Annotated in this window: 14 protein-coding genes; 8 read left to right on the top strand and 6 right to left on the bottom strand. The window is 61.6% G+C overall.

Annotation, left to right across the window (positions count from 1 at the left end; genetic code table 11):
- Nucleotides 1-64: 64 nt before the first annotated feature.
- The 3 genes from IM739_RS16720 to IM739_RS16710 all read right to left on the bottom strand — a co-directional run bounded on the left by IM739_RS16720 (nt 65) and on the right by IM739_RS16710 (nt 4,930).
- Nucleotides 65-988: a response regulator transcription factor gene (locus IM739_RS16720; RefSeq protein ID WP_159950714.1), complete on the bottom strand. Its 924-nt coding sequence runs from the start codon at nt 986-988 to the stop codon at nt 65-67.
- Nucleotides 981-4,364, bottom strand: a complete 3,384-nt coding sequence (locus IM739_RS16715) for a hybrid sensor histidine kinase/response regulator (protein WP_237368813.1) — start codon at nt 4,362-4,364, stop codon at nt 981-983. Before IM739_RS16715 ends, IM739_RS16720 begins: the two co-directional genes overlap by 8 nt.
- Nucleotides 4,365-4,471: 107 nt before the next feature.
- Entirely contained in the window at nt 4,472-4,930 is a 459-nt protein-coding gene (locus IM739_RS16710; protein ID WP_237368812.1) for a DUF5680 domain-containing protein, read from the bottom strand.
- A 221-nt stretch (nt 4,931-5,151) separates the two neighbouring features.
- Here IM739_RS16710 and IM739_RS16705 point away from each other — a divergent pair, with 221 nt between their 5' ends.
- The gene (locus tag IM739_RS16705) at nt 5,152-5,781 is read left to right on the top strand and encodes a TerC family protein (RefSeq protein WP_237371101.1); all 630 of its coding nucleotides are present in this window, start codon (nt 5,152-5,154) and stop codon (nt 5,779-5,781) included.
- 87 nt (nt 5,782-5,868) lie between these two features.
- On the opposite strand, the gene IM739_RS16700 is transcribed toward IM739_RS16705, so the two are convergent.
- The 3 genes from IM739_RS16700 to IM739_RS16690 all read right to left on the bottom strand — a co-directional run bounded on the left by IM739_RS16700 (nt 5,869) and on the right by IM739_RS16690 (nt 9,923).
- On the bottom strand, nt 5,869-8,418 hold the full coding sequence (locus IM739_RS16700; RefSeq protein ID WP_237368811.1) for an HWE histidine kinase domain-containing protein: 2,550 nt from the start codon (nt 8,416-8,418) through the stop codon (nt 5,869-5,871).
- On the bottom strand, nt 8,396-8,962 hold the full coding sequence (locus IM739_RS16695) for a biliverdin-producing heme oxygenase (protein ID WP_237368810.1): 567 nt from the start codon (nt 8,960-8,962) through the stop codon (nt 8,396-8,398). The genes IM739_RS16700 and IM739_RS16695 overlap by 23 nt, the downstream gene beginning before the upstream one ends.
- Before the next feature lie 82 nt (nt 8,963-9,044).
- The gene (locus IM739_RS16690; protein ID WP_237368809.1) at nt 9,045-9,923 is read right to left on the bottom strand and encodes an SHOCT domain-containing protein; all 879 of its coding nucleotides are present in this window, start codon (nt 9,921-9,923) and stop codon (nt 9,045-9,047) included.
- A 276-nt stretch (nt 9,924-10,199) separates the two neighbouring features.
- Between IM739_RS16690 and urtA the strand changes: the two genes are divergently transcribed.
- The 7 genes from urtA (at nt 10,200) to IM739_RS16655 (ending at nt 18,168) form a co-directional block, all read left to right on the top strand.
- On the top strand, nt 10,200-11,489 hold the full coding sequence (gene urtA, locus IM739_RS16685; RefSeq protein ID WP_237368808.1) for an urea ABC transporter substrate-binding protein: 1,290 nt from the start codon (nt 10,200-10,202) through the stop codon (nt 11,487-11,489).
- A 269-nt stretch (nt 11,490-11,758) separates the two neighbouring features.
- On the top strand, nt 11,759-13,363 hold the full coding sequence (urtB, locus tag IM739_RS16680; protein ID WP_237368807.1) for an urea ABC transporter permease subunit UrtB: 1,605 nt from the start codon (nt 11,759-11,761) through the stop codon (nt 13,361-13,363).
- Complete coding sequence (gene urtC / locus IM739_RS16675; RefSeq protein WP_237368806.1) at nt 13,360-14,529, top strand: urea ABC transporter permease subunit UrtC; 1,170 nt, start codon at nt 13,360-13,362, stop codon at nt 14,527-14,529. The genes urtB and urtC overlap by 4 nt, the downstream gene beginning before the upstream one ends.
- A gap of 4 nt (nt 14,530-14,533) precedes the next feature.
- The gene (gene urtD / locus IM739_RS16670) at nt 14,534-15,301 is read left to right on the top strand and encodes an urea ABC transporter ATP-binding protein UrtD (protein ID WP_237368805.1); all 768 of its coding nucleotides are present in this window, start codon (nt 14,534-14,536) and stop codon (nt 15,299-15,301) included.
- A 142-nt stretch (nt 15,302-15,443) separates the two neighbouring features.
- Complete coding sequence (gene urtE, locus IM739_RS16665) at nt 15,444-16,139, top strand: urea ABC transporter ATP-binding subunit UrtE (RefSeq protein ID WP_237368804.1); 696 nt, start codon at nt 15,444-15,446, stop codon at nt 16,137-16,139.
- Between the two features lie 134 nt (nt 16,140-16,273).
- Nucleotides 16,274-17,407 carry an alpha/beta hydrolase family esterase gene (locus IM739_RS16660; protein ID WP_237368803.1) on the top strand — a complete coding sequence of 378 codons (1,134 nt, stop codon included), beginning with the start codon at nt 16,274-16,276 and terminating at the stop codon, nt 17,405-17,407.
- The gene (locus IM739_RS16655) at nt 17,350-18,168 is read left to right on the top strand and encodes an urease accessory protein UreD (protein WP_237368802.1); all 819 of its coding nucleotides are present in this window, start codon (nt 17,350-17,352) and stop codon (nt 18,166-18,168) included. The genes IM739_RS16660 and IM739_RS16655 overlap by 58 nt, the downstream gene beginning before the upstream one ends.
- The last annotated feature ends 20 nt before the right edge of the window (nt 18,169-18,188 follow it).

Raw genomic sequence — 18,188 nt, 5'->3', positions numbered from 1 at the left:
TGGGGCGGAGTTTCGAAGGCGGTGGTGCCAAGGCAGGGAAGCTGCCGGGTGGTGGGGGGAGAGGTCAGCCTTCGTGCAGGACCTGGGCTGCGCGCACGGCGGCGGAGGCGCGGTTTTCGACGCCGAGCTTGGAATAGATCTGTTCAAGGTGCTTGTTCACCGTGCGCGACGAGAGGCCGAGGATTTCTCCGATGTCGCGGTTCGCCTTGCCCTTGGCGATCCACAGAAGCACTTCGCTTTCGCGGTGTGTGAGACCAAAGCGCTGGCGCAGAAGCTCGTCCTCGCTCTGCCGGTTGGCCGAGGTGATGCGGAAAAGATATTCGTCTGCGCCGATCGTGCCGAGAAATGACAGCTGCAGGGAAACGCCCGAGGCGCTGGCGAAGGGGAAGGTTCCTTCGCTTGTCGTTCCGCCACTGGCGCGGCGATGGGAAAGCCAGGTGGCCGTGGCGCTTGCCACTTCGTTGATGCCATCGGCGGTCCCGGTGGCGCTCTCGATCAGCCGGCTCGCCTGTGGCGTCGTCCAGTGCACCTGGCCATCACCGCGCACGGCGAGCAGATGGCGACCTGCTGCATCCAGCGCCACCCGGGCGCTCTGGGCGGAACGGGCGTTGGACAAGTGTACCCTGATGCGAGCACGCAGTTCATCGATGTTGATCGGTTTGGTCAGGTAGTCGACGCCACCGCTTTCCAGTGCATTGACCACATGCTCTGTCTCGGTAAGGCCGGTCATGAAGATCACCGGCACCTGGGCAACCACCGGATCGGCCTTCAGGCTGCGGCAGGTCTCGAAACCGTCCATGCCGGGCATGACGGCGTCCAGCAGGATAAGGTCCGGGCTGATGCGGTTGACTATCGAGAGTGCGGCATGGCCGGAGGTGGCGATCAGAACGGAAAAGCCGGATGCCTCCAGCGCCTCGGTCAGGAAGCCGAGCGCGTCGGGGCTGTCATCGACGAGCAGAACGATGTCGCGCCTGCTGGCTTCAACCATGGATCGGCTCCTTGCCGGTTGCAAACGAAGTCAGATAGCCGCGCAGGCCGGCCAGGTCGAAAACCTGCAGATAGGCGCGGGCACCTTCGACAAAGGCGGCATGGGTGGGCGCGCCGGACAGTTCGGTGAGCTTTGCCTCTATCCCGCGCACATAGCCGATTTCGCAGAGCTGGATCAACTCGTCCAGATGCGTATGCCCGGGTGAGGCCGGTTTGATCGCCGGCGTCGCCGGCTGATGCAGGCGCGGATCGTCGGCATAGATCCAGTCGAGGCCAAGGAACATGGCAAGCTTGTCGCGCAGGCGCTTGATGTCGACGGGTTTGGCGATCGCATCGTCATGGCCTTCGCCACCGGCCGCAGGCGCATCGCCAATATTGGCCGAGAGCATCAGGATAGGCGCTTTCTGACCGGCATCACGCAATTTTTCGACCAATTGCCAGCCGTTCATGCCGGGCATGGAAATGTCGACCAGAAAGAGGTCCGGCCGCACGCCTTCAATCAGGGTTAGGCATTCGGCGCCACCGGCTGCGGTCAGCACGACGAAGTCGAGCGGTGCCAGGACCTCGCGCATCAGTTCGCGGTGATCCTCGTTGTCATCAACCACGACAATCGTGCGACGCGGACCGGTGTAGGAGGCGATCTTGCGTTCCGGGGCAGGGGCCGTGTTCGGCCGGTCGATGGCCGACAGCATCAACCGGACCTTGAAGATCGAGCCCTTGTCGCGCTCGCTGGCAACGGCAATCTCGCCGCCGAGCGTATTGGTCAGAAGCTTGGTGATGGTGAGGCCGAGACCGAGGCCCGGTTGCGGCCGGATGTTGTCGGCCTCGCCGCGCTGGAAGGGCTCGTAGATCCGGTTGAGATCTTTCTCGGCAATGCCGCGGCCGGTATCGGTGACGGTGAAGGTCGCCACCTGGCTGCGATAGGTGACCTCGAAACGGACGACGCCCTCGTCGGTGAATTTGATGGCGTTGGACAGCAGGTTGACGAGGATCTGGCGGATCCGTTTTTCGTCGGTGCGCACATAGAGCGGCAGGTTGTGCGAGCGCTGGTGTTCGAAGACGAGGCCCTTGGCGGCGGCCTGGGGGGCGAACATGTCGATCAGCTGGTCGAGGAAATCCTGGATGTTCACCTCGTTGGAGAAGACCTGCAGCCGACCGGCCTCGATCTTGGAGATATCCAGAAGGCCGTCGATCAGGCCGGAGAGGTGATCGGCGGAGCGGCGGATGACCTTGATCGCCGACTGGCGCGGCACGGGAATGGTCTCGTCACGCTCGAGGATCTGGGCATAACCGAGCACGGCGTTGAGGGGCGTGCGCAATTCGTGGCTGAGGCCGACGACATAGCGGCTCTTGGCCCGGTTGGCGGCCTCTGCCGTCTCCTTGGCGTTCTGTAATGCCGCATCCGTCTTGCGGTGGGCGGCGATTTCCTTCAGCAGCAGCGTGTTCTGTCGCGAGGATTCCTCTTCGGCGACGACGCGGCTGTCATGGGCAAGCACGTAGAACCAGGAGACGATGCCGGCGAGGATGGCAAAGATGAAGAAGACGACCAGCACGGTGCGATCGACGACGGTTGCCATTTCCGGGGTGGCGACATTCACCTGGTGGGCGATCAGCGCGAGGATCGCACCGATCAGCGAGATCGACAGGACCGCGGTCAAGGCATAGCGGCCAAGCCGGGTTGAAAAACGCTGGAGCAGGACCTCGGGCAGGAAGGTGCGGGCAACGGCTGCGGCCTGGGCGTTGATCCTCGCGTGAGGCTTGCACATGTCGTGGCAGCGGCTGTCGAGCGTGCAGCAGAGCGAACAGATCGGCGCCGCGTAGGCCGGGCACCAGGCCATGTCCTCCGGCTCGAACGGATGCTCGCAGATCGAGCAGGTGATGCCGGTCAGGTTCTTCCAGCTCTGGCGCGGTTTGCGGGCCAGGTAGAATTTTCCATCGCTCCACCAGGCGATCAGCGGCGAGATGAGGAAGGCGATCAGGGTGACGAAGGTCGAGAGCGAAGCGAGCAACGAGCCGAACGCGCCGAAATGGGCAGCGAGCGCGATGGTCGCCGACATGAACATCGTGCCGCAGCCGACAGGGTTGATGTCGTAGAGATGGGCGCGCTTGAACTCGATGCCCGGCGGCGATAGGCCAAGCCGTTTGTTGACGAAGAGATCGGCCGAGATGGTGCAGAGCCAGCTCATGGCGATGATCGAGAAGATGCCGAGCGTTTCTTCGAGCAGTTCGTAGATGCCGAGTTCCATCAGCAGGAGGGCGATGGCCACGTTGAACACCAGCCAGACGACGCGACCGGGATGGCTGTGGGTCAGGCGGGAGAAGAAGTTTGACCAGGCCAGCGAGCCGGCATAGGCGTTCATCACGTTGATCTTCAGCTGCGAGATGACCACGAAACCGGCCATCAGCAGCATGGCGGCGGTCTCGTTGGGGATCATGTAGCCGAAGGCGGCGAGATACATCTGCGAGGGATCGGCGGCCTCGCCGACCGGCACGCCGGTTGCAAGCGTCAGAACGGCAAGGAAGGAGCCGGCGAGCAGCTTGGGCACGCCGAGCACCACCCAGCCGGAGCCGGCGAGGAAGATCGCGATCCTGTGGTGCAGCTTGCGCGCACCTTCCGGCGGCAGGAAGCGGAGGAAGTCGACCTGTTCGCCGATCTGCGGCATCAGGGCCAGGATGACGGCGGAGGCCGCGCCGAATTCGACCAGATCGAAAGGGGCTGTCTGGCCCATGCCGGCATTGGAGTGATTGATGCCGGCGAAGGCGCGCCAGAGGTCGATCTTTTCCCAGTCTAGGAAGGCGATGAAGATGAAGGGCAGGATGTTGAGCACGATCCAGATCGGCTGGGTGATCAGCTGGAATTTCGAGATCAGCCGGATGCCATAGGTGACAAGGGGCAGGACAACGACGGCGGATATGATGTAGCCGAGCCAGAGCGGTACGCCAAAGGCGAGCTGCAGCGCGCCGGTCATGATCGATGCCTCGATGGCGAAGAGCATGAAGGTGAAGCTGGCATAGATCAGCGAGGTGATGGTCGAGCCGATATAGCCGAAGCCTGCGCCGCGGGTGAGCAGGTCGATGTCGACGCCGTGGCGGATCGCATAACGGCTGATCGGCACGCCGACGAGCAGCATCAGGATCGCGGCGACGACAATGGCAAAAAAGGCGTTGGTGGTGCCATAGGCGAGCGTGATCGTGCCGCCGATGGCCTCCAGTGCGAGGAAGGAAATGGCCCCGATCGCCGTCTGGGAAATCCGGCTGGAGGAGAATTGCCGCGCGCTCTTGGCGGTAAAGCGAAGCGCATAGTCTTCAAGCGTCTGGTTGGCCACCCAACGATTGTATTCGCGGCGGACGGGGATGATGCGTTGGCGTGCCGGCATGCCTAAATTCTAGCGCCTTTTGTAGGTTGGCTGTCGTTTGGGCATTTTCACGGGAATGGCTGGAATAGCAAGGGCGGTTCGCAGACGCTATGGAGCAAAGACGGGTTTCACGGCTTGATGATGCCACCCTGATAATCCAGTTGATAGGCGAGGCGGTCGTTGACCAGGATGCGCTCGATGCCGCGGAAGCCGCGGTGGTCGCCGACGCTTTCATCTATGTATTCCCCGTCCGCGTGCTGGAAGGAGAATCCGCCAAGGAACCGGCCCTCCCGATAAAGAGCGGTTAGCGCAGATTTGATGATGGTGCCGGCGCGCGTCGAGCAGAGAAGCATGGGTTCCGTGATGCGGCCGTAGTAATTCATTGCCCAAACCGGTTCGTCGTCGATCCAGACGACTTCCTGGCCGAGAAAGTCGGTGCCGCCGAAATAGCTGTCCATGTAGCGGAATTCGTTCCGCTCATGGAGAATGTCATGCGAGCGCGTGCGGCAGGGCACTCGCGCATGGCTCCCGCCACCGGCATAGCAGGCAGCCTTTGCCTCGATGATAAATTGTTCCAACTCCCTCATTGCTGCCCTCCTATGGTGGAACATAAAGAGAACATAGCGGGGCAAGCTGCGTGTTTCAAGATGTAGAAGCGAATGTACGTGTCGCCAGCAATCGAAATGGCTTCGGAACCGTTGTGAATGGTGAAGAAGCAGCCCCCTGTTGGCATTTTCGATCTTTCATTCACGCGGCCATGCTGTATGTGATGCCGACATCAGGAACGTGGGGACGAACCAATATCATGATGGAAATCTTTACCGCCGCAGGTCTTGCGGCAATGTTCCAGGTCGTCGCAATCGATCTGGTTCTGGCGGGTGACAATGCGATCGTCATCGGTCTGGCTGCTGCCGGTCTCCCGGCTCACCAGCGCAACAAGGCGATCCTCGTCGGCATCATCGCCGCGACGGTCATGCGCATCGGTTTTGCGTTGGGCACGGCCTACCTTCTCAATATTGTCGGCCTGCAATTGCTCGGTGGCGTGCTTCTGGCCTGGGTGTGCTGGAAGATGTGGGTGGAGCTTCGCGCGGCGGCACATGTGCCGCATCACGAAGGCGAAACCGACGATGTCGAGCTGAACACCGACAAGACCTTTATGCAGGCGGCAATCCAGATCGTGATCGCCGATGTGTCGATGTCGCTCGACAACGTGCTGGCGGTTGCCGGCGCTGCCAAGGAACACACCTCGATTCTGGCGATCGGCCTTGTCCTGTCGATCGCGCTGATGGGCCTTGCGGCGAATTTCGTGGCCAAGCTGCTGCACAAGCATCGCTGGATTGCCTATGTCGGTCTCGGTGTCATCGTCTACGTCACCGTCACGATGATCTATCACGGCATGATCGAAGTCTGGCCCTACATTTCAGGCTACCTGGCATAAGCGCCATCTGCCAAAGATCGATACAAGAAAGCCGGATCCCGCAAGGGATCCGGCTTTCTTGTATCTCGGTTGCGCGGCCAGTAGCCCTCAGTTGATACGGTCCTGCAGGCGTGCGGAGAGTGCGGCCACCAAGGCAACGCTGTCATACGGTTTGCGCACGACGGGCACGTCGGCGAAATTTTCCGGAACGATGGAGCGGTCATCATAGCCGGTGGCGAAGACAAAGGGGATATTGCGGCGCGCCAGCTCTTCGGCAACCGGCACCGAGGTGTCGCGGCCGAGGTTGATGTCGAGAATGGCAATCCCCGGTGTGAAGTTTTTCAAGCGATTCAGAGCATCGGCGCTCGAACTCGCGGTGACGACGTTTTCCAGGCCGGCATCGGCCAGCATCATCTCGGCGTCCATGGCGATCAGCACCTGGTCCTCGACAAGAAGGATGCGCAGCGAGGAGTCGAGCACGGGCGCGGCACTGGCAGGTGTCGATTGCAACATCTGGCTGTCCATCTGCGGTTCCACTTCTTCCCAAGATAAGAAACGCCCGGGCAGGCGGAATTCGGCAAACAGGCCGGTCGAACGATAGTCAACACGGCTGCTGCCACCCAGATCATAAGGAATGCTGCGCTCAATCAAGGCTGTGCCAAAACCCTTGCGGCTCGGCATGCCGACAGTCGGCCCGCCATCCTCGTCCCAGGTTATCAGGCAATCACCGTTTTCCTCGCTCTGCCACTGGACGGTGAGGCTGCCGCCGGGCGTGGACAGGGCGCCATATTTGGCGGCGTTGGTGCAGAGTTCATGAATGACCAGCGCCGCGACTGCGTGGGCCCTGGCATCCAGCGTCACCGATGGACCAAGCAGCGAAAATTTCGTGTTGCCGGCGCGATAGGGCAGCAGTTCCGTCTCCAGAAGGTTGCTCAGTCCGCCGCCGCCGCCGCCTCGGGTCAACTGGTCGTGGGCATGGGAGAGGGCATGAATGCGGCCACGCAGCGAGCCGATATAGTCCTCGATCGGGCGCGCATCCTTTGTCGGCGCAACGATGAGAGACTTGATCACGGCGAGGATATTCTTGACCCGATGGTTCAGTTCCTCATTCAGCATGCGCTGGCGGACATCGGCCTTGCTGCGTTCTTCCTCCATCATCTCGCTGTGGCGCAGCACGATTTCGACGGTGGCCGAGCGCACGGCTTCGGCGATTTCGATGTCGGATTCGCTCCACGGCTCCGCCTGGCGATGGACCGTCTCCTTCCAGATGGCAAAGCTCTTGCGCGGCGTCAATCGATCGCCGAGTGGTCCGATGTCGTATGATTTTTCCGGATTGCCTGCCCAGTTCAGCGTCTGGAGACGTTCCTTGCGGAAAAAGAAAAGATAATCGCGCGCGATCTGAGATAGCGGGATGGCCATCAGGCCGGAAACATCCTCGAAATAATTCTCCGCGTCCGGAAAGATTTCGGACAGCATGTGGTTCGCCCAGATCCTGCCATCGGCAACCTCGCCGACAAAGCGGGCCAGAGCCGCTTCGACACCGGCTGGAGGCGTGGTTCCGACGGAGGTCCATCGCCCGTTCATCCACAGTCCGACGCCGTCGCAGTCGAGCAGCGACTGAAAAGCCGGCAGGGCGCCTGCAAACAGCGCGTCGACGTCGGTGTAATGCGAAGCCGTCTGGAGGAAATGGTCGAGCGAGCGCCGCGTTTCGTTGGCGATGTCGAGCTTGCGCTTCTGTTTCAGCGCCAGCAGGTGCAGTGAGAAGAACTCACCGAACATTTCAGCGGCGATACGCTCGGACATGCTGAGGGTTTTTGGCGCGTAGTGATGACAGGCGATCAGGCCCCAGAGCGTGCCGTTGGTGATGATGGATATCGACATAGACGCGCCAACACCCATGTTACGCAGATATTCGCAGTGGATCGGCGAAACGCTGCGCAGGTGCGCAAAGGAGAGGTCGAGGGGCATGCCGGCTGTGTCCAGCTCCGGAACGAGCGGCACCCGGGTGCCGCCTGCGTCCGAGATCACCCGGATCGGATTCTGCATGTAAAGGGCGCGCGCCTGGCGCGGGATATCGCTCGCCGGGAAATACTGTCCGAGAAAGCTTTCAAGGTCGGTGCGCTTGGCTTCGCTGACGACCTTGCCGGAGCCATCCTCCTCGAAGCGATAGATCATCACCCGGTCATAACCGAGTACGGCCTGCACCAGACGGGCCGAAGCGCCGATCAGCGCGTCGATATCGGTAATATCCTTGACGCGACCGATCATCTCGCGCGCCAATTGAAGCGGCTGCGTGCGGCGCAGCGATGGTTCGAACTCGACAATGGCGCCGCCGTCCTGGCGATGGACGGCGATATCGAAATGGGCGTCGTTCGGCATGCGCATATGTGCAAGCACCGCCGGGCGGCTGGCCTCGGGGGCCGCGGCAATGGCGTTGCGCAGATCGTGGGTGACTTCGGCGCCAAGCATATCGAGAATCGACCGGCCGTTCAGGTCGCCGTCGACATCCAGCATGGCGCCGGCGTTGGCGGAATGGCGCAGAACCTTGGAAAGCTCGCGGTCGCAATGCAGCAGAAATCCATGGGGTTGAATGCTCCCGGGGACATGAATGGGTTCACGGTCGCAATTGGAGAGGTCAACGGAGTGTGCTGCGGGCATCAAGAGTACTTTCGAACGCGTTGCGGGCATAGTCGAAGGCGGTATTTGCCCATGCCACAGCGGCCTGTTCGTCATATACCCACACTTTCTCCATACGATCCGAGAACGCGCGCCAGCTGGAAAAGTTCCGTGCCTGGTGAAAAAGATGTCGGGCGCCGAAAGCCGCGGAAAATCCGATGTTTTCGGCACGTTTCGCCAACACACGCGCGCCGAGAGCCGAGCCTTCGAGCACGTATAGAAGCCCGATCAGGCCGTTGCCGGGCGGCGGGACGAAGGGCTCCAGTTGCGCGGGGGCGTCAATGCCGAGATCTGCCAGATCATCGGCGATCTCCGTGCCATAGGCGCCCGGCCGCCATTCGCCGAGCTCTTCCGGCATGCTCTTGTCCTCCAGCCATGCCTCGACCGGCAGGCGGAAGCGTGCCATGCCGCTCAGATAACGCTGATAGGCTTGCGGCGTGTCGAAGTCGCCGATCAACGCGTCGAGCGCCTGATGGGCTTCAGTGGTCTGTGTCTTCAGGCCGAGCCGTCTGGGGGGAAGGTCCATGATCTGCCTTTCGCTTTTGGTGTCGTATTCAAGCTTGCGCGATGGGCGGATGACAAGTTTTGCGCGGCCGTCGCCTTCCGGGTCAGAGACGACCGAGAAGGTCTGCTTTCTTGGCGGAAAACTCTTCGTCGGTCAAAATGCCTTTGCCATGCAGATCGGCCAGCCGTTCGATCTTGGCGAATATGTCATCCTCCGCCTCTGTTGGGGCGTTGGACTGCGCCATCGGCGTGCTTGCCAGCGGGCCACTCGACGGCTGTTGTGGCCAGTGCATGGCTTCGGCGCGCGCCGGGGCCAAGCCTGAGTGTCGCGAAACGGGCGGCGCTTGTGCCGCCACGACCGGTGCTGCCGGCATTTGCGGCTGGACAATGGCCAGGTCGGCTACACGCACCAGCCCGTATTGCGAGGTGAAGCTCAAGGATTGGTCGCCGCCCTGCTGCTGCGAGAATCCGCCGATGTGATGATCGCCGGTGTCGTAGATGGTCTGGTGGCCGGCCAGGTCGATGACCAGCCGGCGGCTCTCCGGGAAGAAGGCATAACGCAGATTGTCCTGGCTGCCGACCGATGCCGGATGGCCGAGTTCGGCCGGCCAGCCGCCCGACGACATCGAGGTGCCGCCTGAAACGAACAGACTGACGCTACCGCCACCCTGTTGTTGCGATTGCCCCTGATAGGAGGTCGGCATCGGGCCGAGCATGTCCTGGTTGCGGATGAGGCCGGACAGTTCCTGGCACAGCCAGTCGACCTTGGCCTTCAGGCCGTTGTTGAACATGTCGCCGACCATTGTCATGCCGCCCAGCGACCATTGGCCCATGCCGCCGAGTTCGGGATGGTTGAATTGCGCCTGGCTGCCCCCGCCTGCTGCGACCGCCATCAGCATATGGGTTGCGGCGTCGAGGCTGATGCCGTGACGCTCGGCCAGTTCGGTGAGAATTCGACGGCCATCTTCGCTTAACGGTCGCATGCGCCACCTCCCGCAGTGCAAAAGGACCGGAAAGGGCCAATGCCCCGCCGTCTTTGCCGAGGACCCCTAGCACAGGACCGGTCATCATGACAGCACCACAATCAGGGCGCGGAAGGCGAGGCGGCATTGGCCTGCAGAGGGAATGTTCCGCGTTTCCCCCCTGGCATACGTCAAACGACGTATACGGTTTTGCGGCGCAGCATCCGATAGTCCCCTCCAGCAACGGTTAAATTTCATTAACCGACCGGTTGCGAACAAGAAGAGGGGTTCACGACAATGAATTTGAAGATGAAGCTCACGGGTGCCCTGATGGGCGCCATGCTGTCGACGACAGCCTTCCACGGCGCATTTGCGCAGGAAGATACGATCAAGATTGGCGTTCTGCATTCGCTCTCCGGCACCATGGCGATTTCCGAGACGACGCTCAAGGATGCCATGCTGATGCTCGTCGAAGAGCAGAACAAGAAGGGTGGCGTTCTCGGCAAGAAGATCGAAGCGGTTGTTGTCGATCCGGCATCCGACTGGCCGCTGTTTGCCGAAAAGGCGCGCCAGCTGATTTCCCAGGACAAGGTCGCCGCCGTCTTCGGTTGCTGGACCTCGTCGTCGCGCAAGTCGGTCCTGCCGGTTTTCGAAGAGCTCAACTCGCTGCTGTTCTACCCGGTCCAGTACGAGGGTGAAGAATCCTCGCGCAACATCTTCTATACGGGTGCTGCGCCGAACCAGCAGGCCATTCCGGCTGTCGACTATCTCGCCAACGAAGAAGGCGTCGAACGCTGGGTGCTTGCCGGTACCGACTATGTCTATCCGCAGACGACCAACAAGATCCTGAAGGCCTACCTGATGTCGAAGGGCGTCAAGGAAGAGGACATCATGATCAACTACACGCCATTCGGTCATTCCGACTGGCAGACGATCGTGTCCGACATCAAGAAATTCGGTTCCGCCGGCAAGAAGACCGCCGTGGTCTCGACCATCAACGGCGACGCCAATGTGCCGTTCTACAAGGAACTGGGCAACCAGGGCATCAAGGCTGAAGACATTCCGGTCGTCGCCTTCTCGGTCGGCGAAGAGGAACTGGCCGGTCTCGACACCGCTCCGCTCGTCGGCCATCTCGCCGCCTGGAACTACTTCCAGTCCGTCGACGCGCCGGTCAATGCCGAGTTCATCGAGCAGTGGCATGCGTTCACCAAGAACGACAAGCGCGTAACCAACGACCCGATGGAAGCTGCCTATATCGGTTTCAACGCCTGGGTTAAGGCCGTCGAAGCTGCCGGCACCACCGATACCGACGCGGTTCTCGACTCGATCATCGGCGTTTCCGTTCCGAACCTGTCTGGCGGTACCTCGACCGTCATGCCGAATCACCACATCACCAAGCCGGTGCTGATCGGCGAAATCCAGGCTGACGGCCAGTTCGACATCGTCCAGCAGACGCCGGCCGTTGTCGGCGATGAATGGTCCGACTACCTGGCCGACTCCAAGGACCTGATCTCCGATTGGCGCAAGCCGATGGAATGCGGCAACTTCAACGTCGCCACCGGCAAGTGCGGCGGCAAGGGTAGCTGATCCTACCTTGCCCGGGGCGAAGACCCCTCCCAACCCTCCCCACAAGGGGGAGGGCTTTAACCTAGCCGCTCCGCCGAGGTTCATGTGGATTGATGCGGGTGCCGCGATTTTTCTCCCCCCTTGTGGGGGAGATGGCCGGCAGGCCAGAGGGGGTAACGCTCGCCTGGCATGCCACATCTCCCTTCTCCCCGTTGACGGGGAGAAGGTGCCGGCAGGCGGATGAGGGGCCCCTTCAGGCTCCGCCGCCCCGCCATCCGGGGGACCAGAGAATGCCTATTCGTTTCATCACACTCATTTTCATCTTCCTCTCTCTCGCCGTGCCGTCTTTCGCGCAGAGCGATCCGAGAGAGCTGATCAACGGGCTTGGCAAGGCCAATTTCCGCCAGGCCGAAGAATTGCTCGGCAAGATCGCCGCGACCGGCGATGCGCGGGTCGTGCCGGCGCTGGAAGCCTTTGCCGAGGGTGACCTTTACATGCGCAAGTCCGATGGCGCGGTGTTCGTCACCAAATCCGCCGGCGCGAACATGACAGCCATCGATCCGTTGACCGGCGAGACAGTCGGCGAAGAGCCGAAGGGCGCCTTCAGCAAGATCAAGGTCAACAACACGCTGCGCCGCGCGATCCGTTCCGCGCTTGGCGGCTTGACGCTTTTGAGCCCGGACCGCTCGGTACGCCTGCAGGCGGCACAGCAGGTTTTGCAATCCCCAAGCGCCGAGAACCTCGATCTTGTCGAGACAGCCCTGGCCAAGGAAACCGACGCGGAAGTCAAATCGCGCATGGAAGAAGCCCGCGCGGTATCGCTGCTGGCCTCCGACCGATCCGCAGACGAAAAGCGCGCCGCGATCGATACCGTGGCTTCGCTGGGCGGTCGCGAGGCGATCGGTATCCTGATGGCCGTGTCGTCGTCGATCGATGAAAACCTCAAGCCCGATCTCGATCAGGCGATCAGGAAACTCGAAGGCGGATTGCTGTTCTGGGATATGGGCCAGAACGTCTGGTACGGCATTTCGCTCGGCTCGGTGCTGTTGCTGGCTGCCATCGGCCTCGCCATCACCTTCGGCGTCATGGGCATCATCAACATGGCGCATGGCGAGATGGTGATGATCGGCGCCTATTCCACCTTCATGGTGCAGGAAGTCATCCGATCCAACTATCCGGGGCTGTTCGACTGGTCGCTGGCGATTGCGCTGCCGGTCGCCTTTCTGGTCACTGGCGTGATCGGCCTTGTCATCGAGCGCGGCGTCATCCGCTTCCTCTATGGCCGGCCACTGGAAACCCTGCTGGCGACCTGGGGCATTTCGCTGATCCTGCAGCAGGCGATCCGCACGATCTTCGGGCCGACCAACCAGGAAGTCGGCAATCCGTCGTGGATGTCCGGCTCGTTTGCACTGGGCGGCCTGACCATCACCTGGAACCGGTTGTGGATCGTGCTGTTCTCGATGGCGATCTTCTTTGCGCTGCTGGCGTTGATGAAGCGCTCGGCCTTCGGCTTGCAGATGCGCGCCGTCACCCAGAATCGCCGCATGGCGTCGTCGATGGGCATCCGCACACCCTGGGTGGATGCCTTTACCTTTGCGCTCGGGTCGGGCATTGCCGGCATTGCCGGCGTGGCGCTTAGCCAGATCGACAACGTCTCGCCCAATCTCGGCCAGTCCTACATCATCGACAGTTTCATGGTCGTGGTCTTCGGCGGCGTCGGCAATCTCTGGGGCACGTTTGTCGGGGCGCTGTCGCTCGGCATCCTCAACAAGTTCCTCGAACCCTCGGTCGGTGCGGTGCTGGGCAAGATCCTCGTGCTGGTGCTGATCATTCTCTTCATCCAGAAACGACCGCGCGGCCTGTTCGCGCTCAAGGGAAGGGCGGTGGAAGCATGATTACCGGCTTCATCCTGCGCGCACTCGAAGGCAAGATCCTCATCGCGATCGGCCTCCTGCTCGGCATTGCCGTGCTCGTTCCGTCGCTCAATCTTCTGACATCGCCGGATAGCGTCTTCCACATTCCGACCTATGCCATGGCGCTGATGGGCAAGTATCTCTGCTATGCGCTGCTGGCGCTGGCACTCGATCTGGTCTGGGGTTATTGCGGCATTCTCTCGCTCGGCCACGGCGCCTTTTTTGCGCTCGGCGGCTATGCCATGGGCATGTATCTGATGCGCCAGATCGGCAGCCGCGGCGTCTATGGCGACCCGATCCTGCCGGACTTCATGGTTTTCCTCAACTGGAAGGAGCTGCCCTGGTTCTGGCACGGGATGAACTATTTCCCGTTCGCCATGGCGATGGTGCTTGTCGTGCCTGGTTTGCTTGCCTTCGTCTTCGGCTGGTTCGCTTTCCGCTCACGCGTCAACGGCGTCTATCTCTCGATCATCACCCAAGCGATGACCTATGCGCTGCTGCTCGCCTTCTTCCGAAACGACATGGGCTTCGGCGGCAATAACGGCCTGACAGACTACAAGGAAATCCTCGGTTTCAATGTGCAGGCCGATGGCACGCGTGCGGTGCTGTTTGCGCTCTCGGCGATCATGCTGTCGCTCTGCCTGCTGTTTGCCTCCGCCATTACCCGGTCGAAATTCGGCAAGGTGCTGGTCGGCGTGCGCGATGCCGAAAGCCGCGTGCGCTTCCTCGGCTACCGGGTGGAGAACATCAAGCTGTTCACCTTCGTCGTCTCGGCGATGATGGCGGGCATTGCCGGCGCGCTGTTCGTGCCGCAGGTCGGCATCATCAATCCGGGTGAATTCGCCCCGGCCAATTCGATCGAAGTGGTGGTGTGGACCGCTGTCGGCGGGCGCGGCACCCTGATCGGTCCGATCATCGGCGCCATTCTCGTCAATGTCGGCAAGAGCTACTTTACCGGTGCCTTTCCCGAACTCTGGCTGTTTGCGCTGGGCGGTCTGTTCATCGGCGTGACGCTGTTCATGCCCAAGGGCATTGTCGGTACGGTTCAGGCCTATCTGGCGCGTCGCAAGGACTTCCGTCAGGCAGCGGAGCGTGACGCGGCGGCCAATGACACCAAACCCCAGGCAACACCAGTGGCGGCGGAGTAAGGCGATGAGCGATCAGACAACAAACCGGACGACCAGCAGCCTGCTCTATCTCAACGGGGTATCCGTCTCCTTCGATGGCTTCAAGGCGCTGAACTCGTTGTCCTTCATCGTCGAACCGGGCGAACTGAGGGCAATCATCGGCCCGAACGGCGCCGGCAAGACGACGATGATGGACATCATCACCGGCAAGACGCGGCCGGACAGTGGCGATGTGTTTTTCGACGGCGGCAAGATCGACCTGACGAAAAAGGACGAGGCCGAAATCGCTCAGCTCGGCATCGGCCGCAAATTCCAGAAGCCGACGGTCTTCGAGAGCCATACCGTGTGGGACAATCTGGAGCTGGCGCTTAACCGCAAGCGCGGTGTCTTCGCCACGCTGTTCTATACCCTGTCGGCAGCCGATAAGGCCCGCATCGAGGAAATCCTCGAAACCGTGCGCCTGACCGGCCGAAGGGATGATCTGGCGGCCAATCTTTCGCATGGCCAGAAGCAATGGCTGGAAATCGGCATGCTGCTGGCGCAGGAGCCCAAGCTCTTGCTCGTCGATGAACCGGTTGCGGGCATGACCGATGCCGAGACGGTGGAAACGGCGATCCTCTTGAAAGACATCGCTAAGACGCGTTCGGTGGTGGTCGTCGAACATGACATGGGCTTCATCCGCGATCTCGGCGTCAAGGTGACGTGTCTGGCGGAAGGCTCTGTGCTGGCCGAAGGCTCGATCGATTTCGTCTCGAATGACCAGAAGGTCATCGAGAACTATCTGGGGCGGTGATGGCTCACCCTCCCCTTGAGGGGAGGGTCGGCGCAGGGCGCCGGGGTGGGGTGAATACTGGCACAAGGATCACCTCCACCCGCAGCTTCGCTGCGACCTCCCCCTCAAGGGCGAGGTGGAACAAGACAACGGGGACAAACCCATGCTGACAGTCGAAAACGTCAATCTCCACTACGGTGCAGCCCAGGCCCTGCGCGGCGTGTCGATCAATGCCGAAATGGGCAAGATCACCTGTGTGCTGGGGCGCAACGGCGTCGGCAAGAGTTCACTGCTCAGAGCCGTGACCGGCCAGCATGCGGTGTCGGCCGGTACGATCACCTTCAACGGCACCAAGCTGAACGGCATGGCGCCGTTCAACCGGGCGCGCACCGGTGTCGGTTATGTGCCGCAGGGGCGTGAGGTGTTTCCGCTTTTGACCGTGAAGGAAAATCTCGAGACCGGCTATGCGCCGCTGGATCGCAAGGACCGCTATATTCCCGACGAGATCTTCAGCCTGTTTCCGGTGCTCAACACCATGCTGTCGCGGCGCGGCGGCGATCTGTCCGGCGGCCAGCAGCAACAATTGGCGATCGGCCGGGCGATGGTGACGCGGCCGAAGATCCTGGTGCTGGACGAGCCGACCGAAGGCATCCAGCCGTCGATCATCAAGGATATCGGCCGGGCGATCCGTTATCTGCGGGACTCGACCGGCATGGCGATCCTGCTGGTCGAGCAGTATCTCGACTTCTGCCGCGAGCTTGCCGACCAGGTCTACATCATGGACCGTGGCGAGATCGTGCATCAGGGGGCGGCCGAAACGCTCGACACTCCCGAGGCGCGCCGGCACCTAACGGTGTGATCGCGTCAATTGTCGATGATCGACGGCCGTCGTCTGTTCGTGCATGGCCGTGTTGAGGTTTTGTTAAGGCTGAAGGGTTGATGCTGAAGTCAGGCGTGATAGGTTTCTCGCATCTGCTAACAGAAGGCATAGCCATGACAACCAGCACGGTTCATCGCCGCGCGCGGGCACGCGACATCGCTGTCCGGGTCGCATCGGGGCTCTTTCTCCTGGTCCTGACCGCGGTCGGCGCCGAGGCAGCCGGTTGCGGAGCGACGTTCGAGCCCGGGCGTCATGAAATGACGATCCAGTCCGGCGGGCTGGAACGTTCGGCCGTGTACGTCATTCCGTCCAACTACAGTGGCAAGCGCAAGGTGCCGCTGGTCTTCGATTTTCATGGTAGCAACAGCAATCCGCAGGTCCAGCTGACCCGCAGCCATTGGGACGAGGTCGCGGAGCGCGAGGGCTTCATCGTCATGGCCCTGGCCGGCAGCCTCAATGGCGAACTGCCGCGCACCCATGCCTGGAACGTTCCGGGCGTGACCAAGGCCGATGGTGCCGACGACATCGCCTTCATCCGCGATGCGGTCGATGTTGCCAAGGAGACCTTCTGCATCGATGCCGCACGGATCTATGCGTCGGGATATTCCGGCGGCGGGCGGATGCTTTCGCAATATATCTGCGACGGTCTGGGAGATTTTTCCGCAGCGGGCTTCGTCATGGGCCTTCGTGCGGGAACGCCGGAGCAGGACAATGGTGTCTGGCGTCCGCGTCGGGAAAGCTGCCAGCCTTCGCGGCCGGTGTCGATCATCGCCTTTTCCGGCATGAAGGATCACGTCAATCCGTTTGACGGCGGGGGCAAGGCCTATTGGCGCTATGGCGGCGAAGTGGCGCTCAACCGCTGGGCCGAGCTGAACGGCTGCAATTCACGGCCGCGCACCGATGACGGGGAAGCGGCCAAGGTGTCGACTTATCTCGACTGCCGTGCCGGCACCAGCGTCATGTCCTACATGATCACCAATGCCGACCACGCCTGGCCGGCGCGCACGGTTCGCTTCCGGCTTGCCTCCAACAACGGGGAAGAGAAGATCCGGGAGGTTGATGCGACCGACAGAATGTGGGAGTTCTTCCATGGTTCGGGTGGTGAACTTGTCGCGGGTGCCGCGTTGAAGCCAGCCTGCCCGGACGGACAGAACACCGCCTCGCTCAAAGAAGGCGGACAGGGGACGAAGTGCGGCCAGCCACGCAAAGCAGACAGCAACGCGCCGTCGGTGTCGGGAGACTTGTAACCAAGTCGCTCGGCGGCCGGACAAGGATCGCCGAGTTTTACCAGGAAGGCGCGGCGAAGATCCGCCTGCCGCAGACCTTTTCCGACGAGCTTGAGGCGGTGACAATCAATACTGCCGGTGGCGCGACGGGCGGTGACCAGTTCGACTGGAATTTCAACGCCGGGCCGGGCTCTTTCGTCACGGCGACTACGCAGGCTTGCGAGAAAATCTACAAGGCTTCTGCCGGAACTGCCCGGATCGCCACCCGGATTGAGGTTTCGAGCGGCGCCCGTTTTCACTGGCTGCCGCAGGAAAGCATCCTGTTCGACAATGCCTCGCTGACCCGGTCGCTTGAGGTCGATCTGGCCGAGGACGCGGAATTCGTCGCGGTCGAGGCGATCCTGCTCGGCCGCAAGGCGATGGGCGAGACGATGAATGCCGGGTTGGTGCGAGACCGCTGGCGGATCAGGCGCGGCGGGCATCTGCTGCATGCCGAGGATCTGAAGCTGGAAGGCGACATTGCCGCCCTGGCCGCTCGCGCGCCAGTGCTGGCGGGGCGGGTCGCCTTTGCCACGCTGATCTATGTCGGACCGATGGCGGAAGCCTATCTTTGCCACTTGCGTGACCTGATTGGCGATAAAATGGGCGGCGCAAGTCATTGGCAAGGCAAGCTTGTTGCTCGTGTTGCGGCCGAAGACGGTTTCACCTTGAGAAAAACCCTGATCCCGATGATTTCGGCCTTGCGCGGTGGCGCATCTGTGCCGAAAGTCTGGAATCTCTGACGAAAGGCATAGTGGGGCTT

Source organism: Rhizobium sp. SL42 (assembly GCF_021729845.1).
In the GTDB taxonomy this organism is placed as follows: domain Bacteria; phylum Pseudomonadota; class Alphaproteobacteria; order Rhizobiales; family Rhizobiaceae; genus Allorhizobium.
Note: the sequence above shows the minus strand (reverse complement) of the source record. Positions and strands in the feature narration are given on the sequence as shown.

What these genes read in the sequence shown, in the direction of transcription:
- IM739_RS16720 (WP_159950714.1), bottom strand. Translation starts at nt 988, where the DNA reads ATGGTTGAAGCCAGCAGGCGCGACATCGTTCTGCTCGTCGATGACAGC.
- IM739_RS16715 (WP_237368813.1), bottom strand. Translation starts at nt 4,364, where the DNA reads ATGCCGGCACGCCAACGCATCATCCCCGTCCGCCGCGAATACAATCGT.
- IM739_RS16710 (WP_237368812.1), bottom strand. Translation starts at nt 4,930, where the DNA reads ATGAGGGAGTTGGAACAATTTATCATCGAGGCAAAGGCTGCCTGCTAT.
- IM739_RS16705 (WP_237371101.1), top strand. Translation starts at nt 5,152, where the DNA reads ATGGAAATCTTTACCGCCGCAGGTCTTGCGGCAATGTTCCAGGTCGTC.
- IM739_RS16700 (WP_237368811.1), bottom strand. Translation starts at nt 8,418, where the DNA reads ATGCCCGCAGCACACTCCGTTGACCTCTCCAATTGCGACCGTGAACCC.
- IM739_RS16695 (WP_237368810.1), bottom strand. Translation starts at nt 8,962, where the DNA reads ATGGACCTTCCCCCCAGACGGCTCGGCCTGAAGACACAGACCACTGAA.
- IM739_RS16690 (WP_237368809.1), bottom strand. Translation starts at nt 9,923, where the DNA reads ATGCGACCGTTAAGCGAAGATGGCCGTCGAATTCTCACCGAACTGGCC.
- urtA (WP_237368808.1), top strand. Translation starts at nt 10,200, where the DNA reads ATGAATTTGAAGATGAAGCTCACGGGTGCCCTGATGGGCGCCATGCTG.
- urtB (WP_237368807.1), top strand. Translation starts at nt 11,759, where the DNA reads ATGCCTATTCGTTTCATCACACTCATTTTCATCTTCCTCTCTCTCGCC.
- urtC (WP_237368806.1), top strand. Translation starts at nt 13,360, where the DNA reads ATGATTACCGGCTTCATCCTGCGCGCACTCGAAGGCAAGATCCTCATC.
- urtD (WP_237368805.1), top strand. Translation starts at nt 14,534, where the DNA reads ATGAGCGATCAGACAACAAACCGGACGACCAGCAGCCTGCTCTATCTC.
- urtE (WP_237368804.1), top strand. Translation starts at nt 15,444, where the DNA reads ATGCTGACAGTCGAAAACGTCAATCTCCACTACGGTGCAGCCCAGGCC.
- IM739_RS16660 (WP_237368803.1), top strand. Translation starts at nt 16,274, where the DNA reads ATGACAACCAGCACGGTTCATCGCCGCGCGCGGGCACGCGACATCGCT.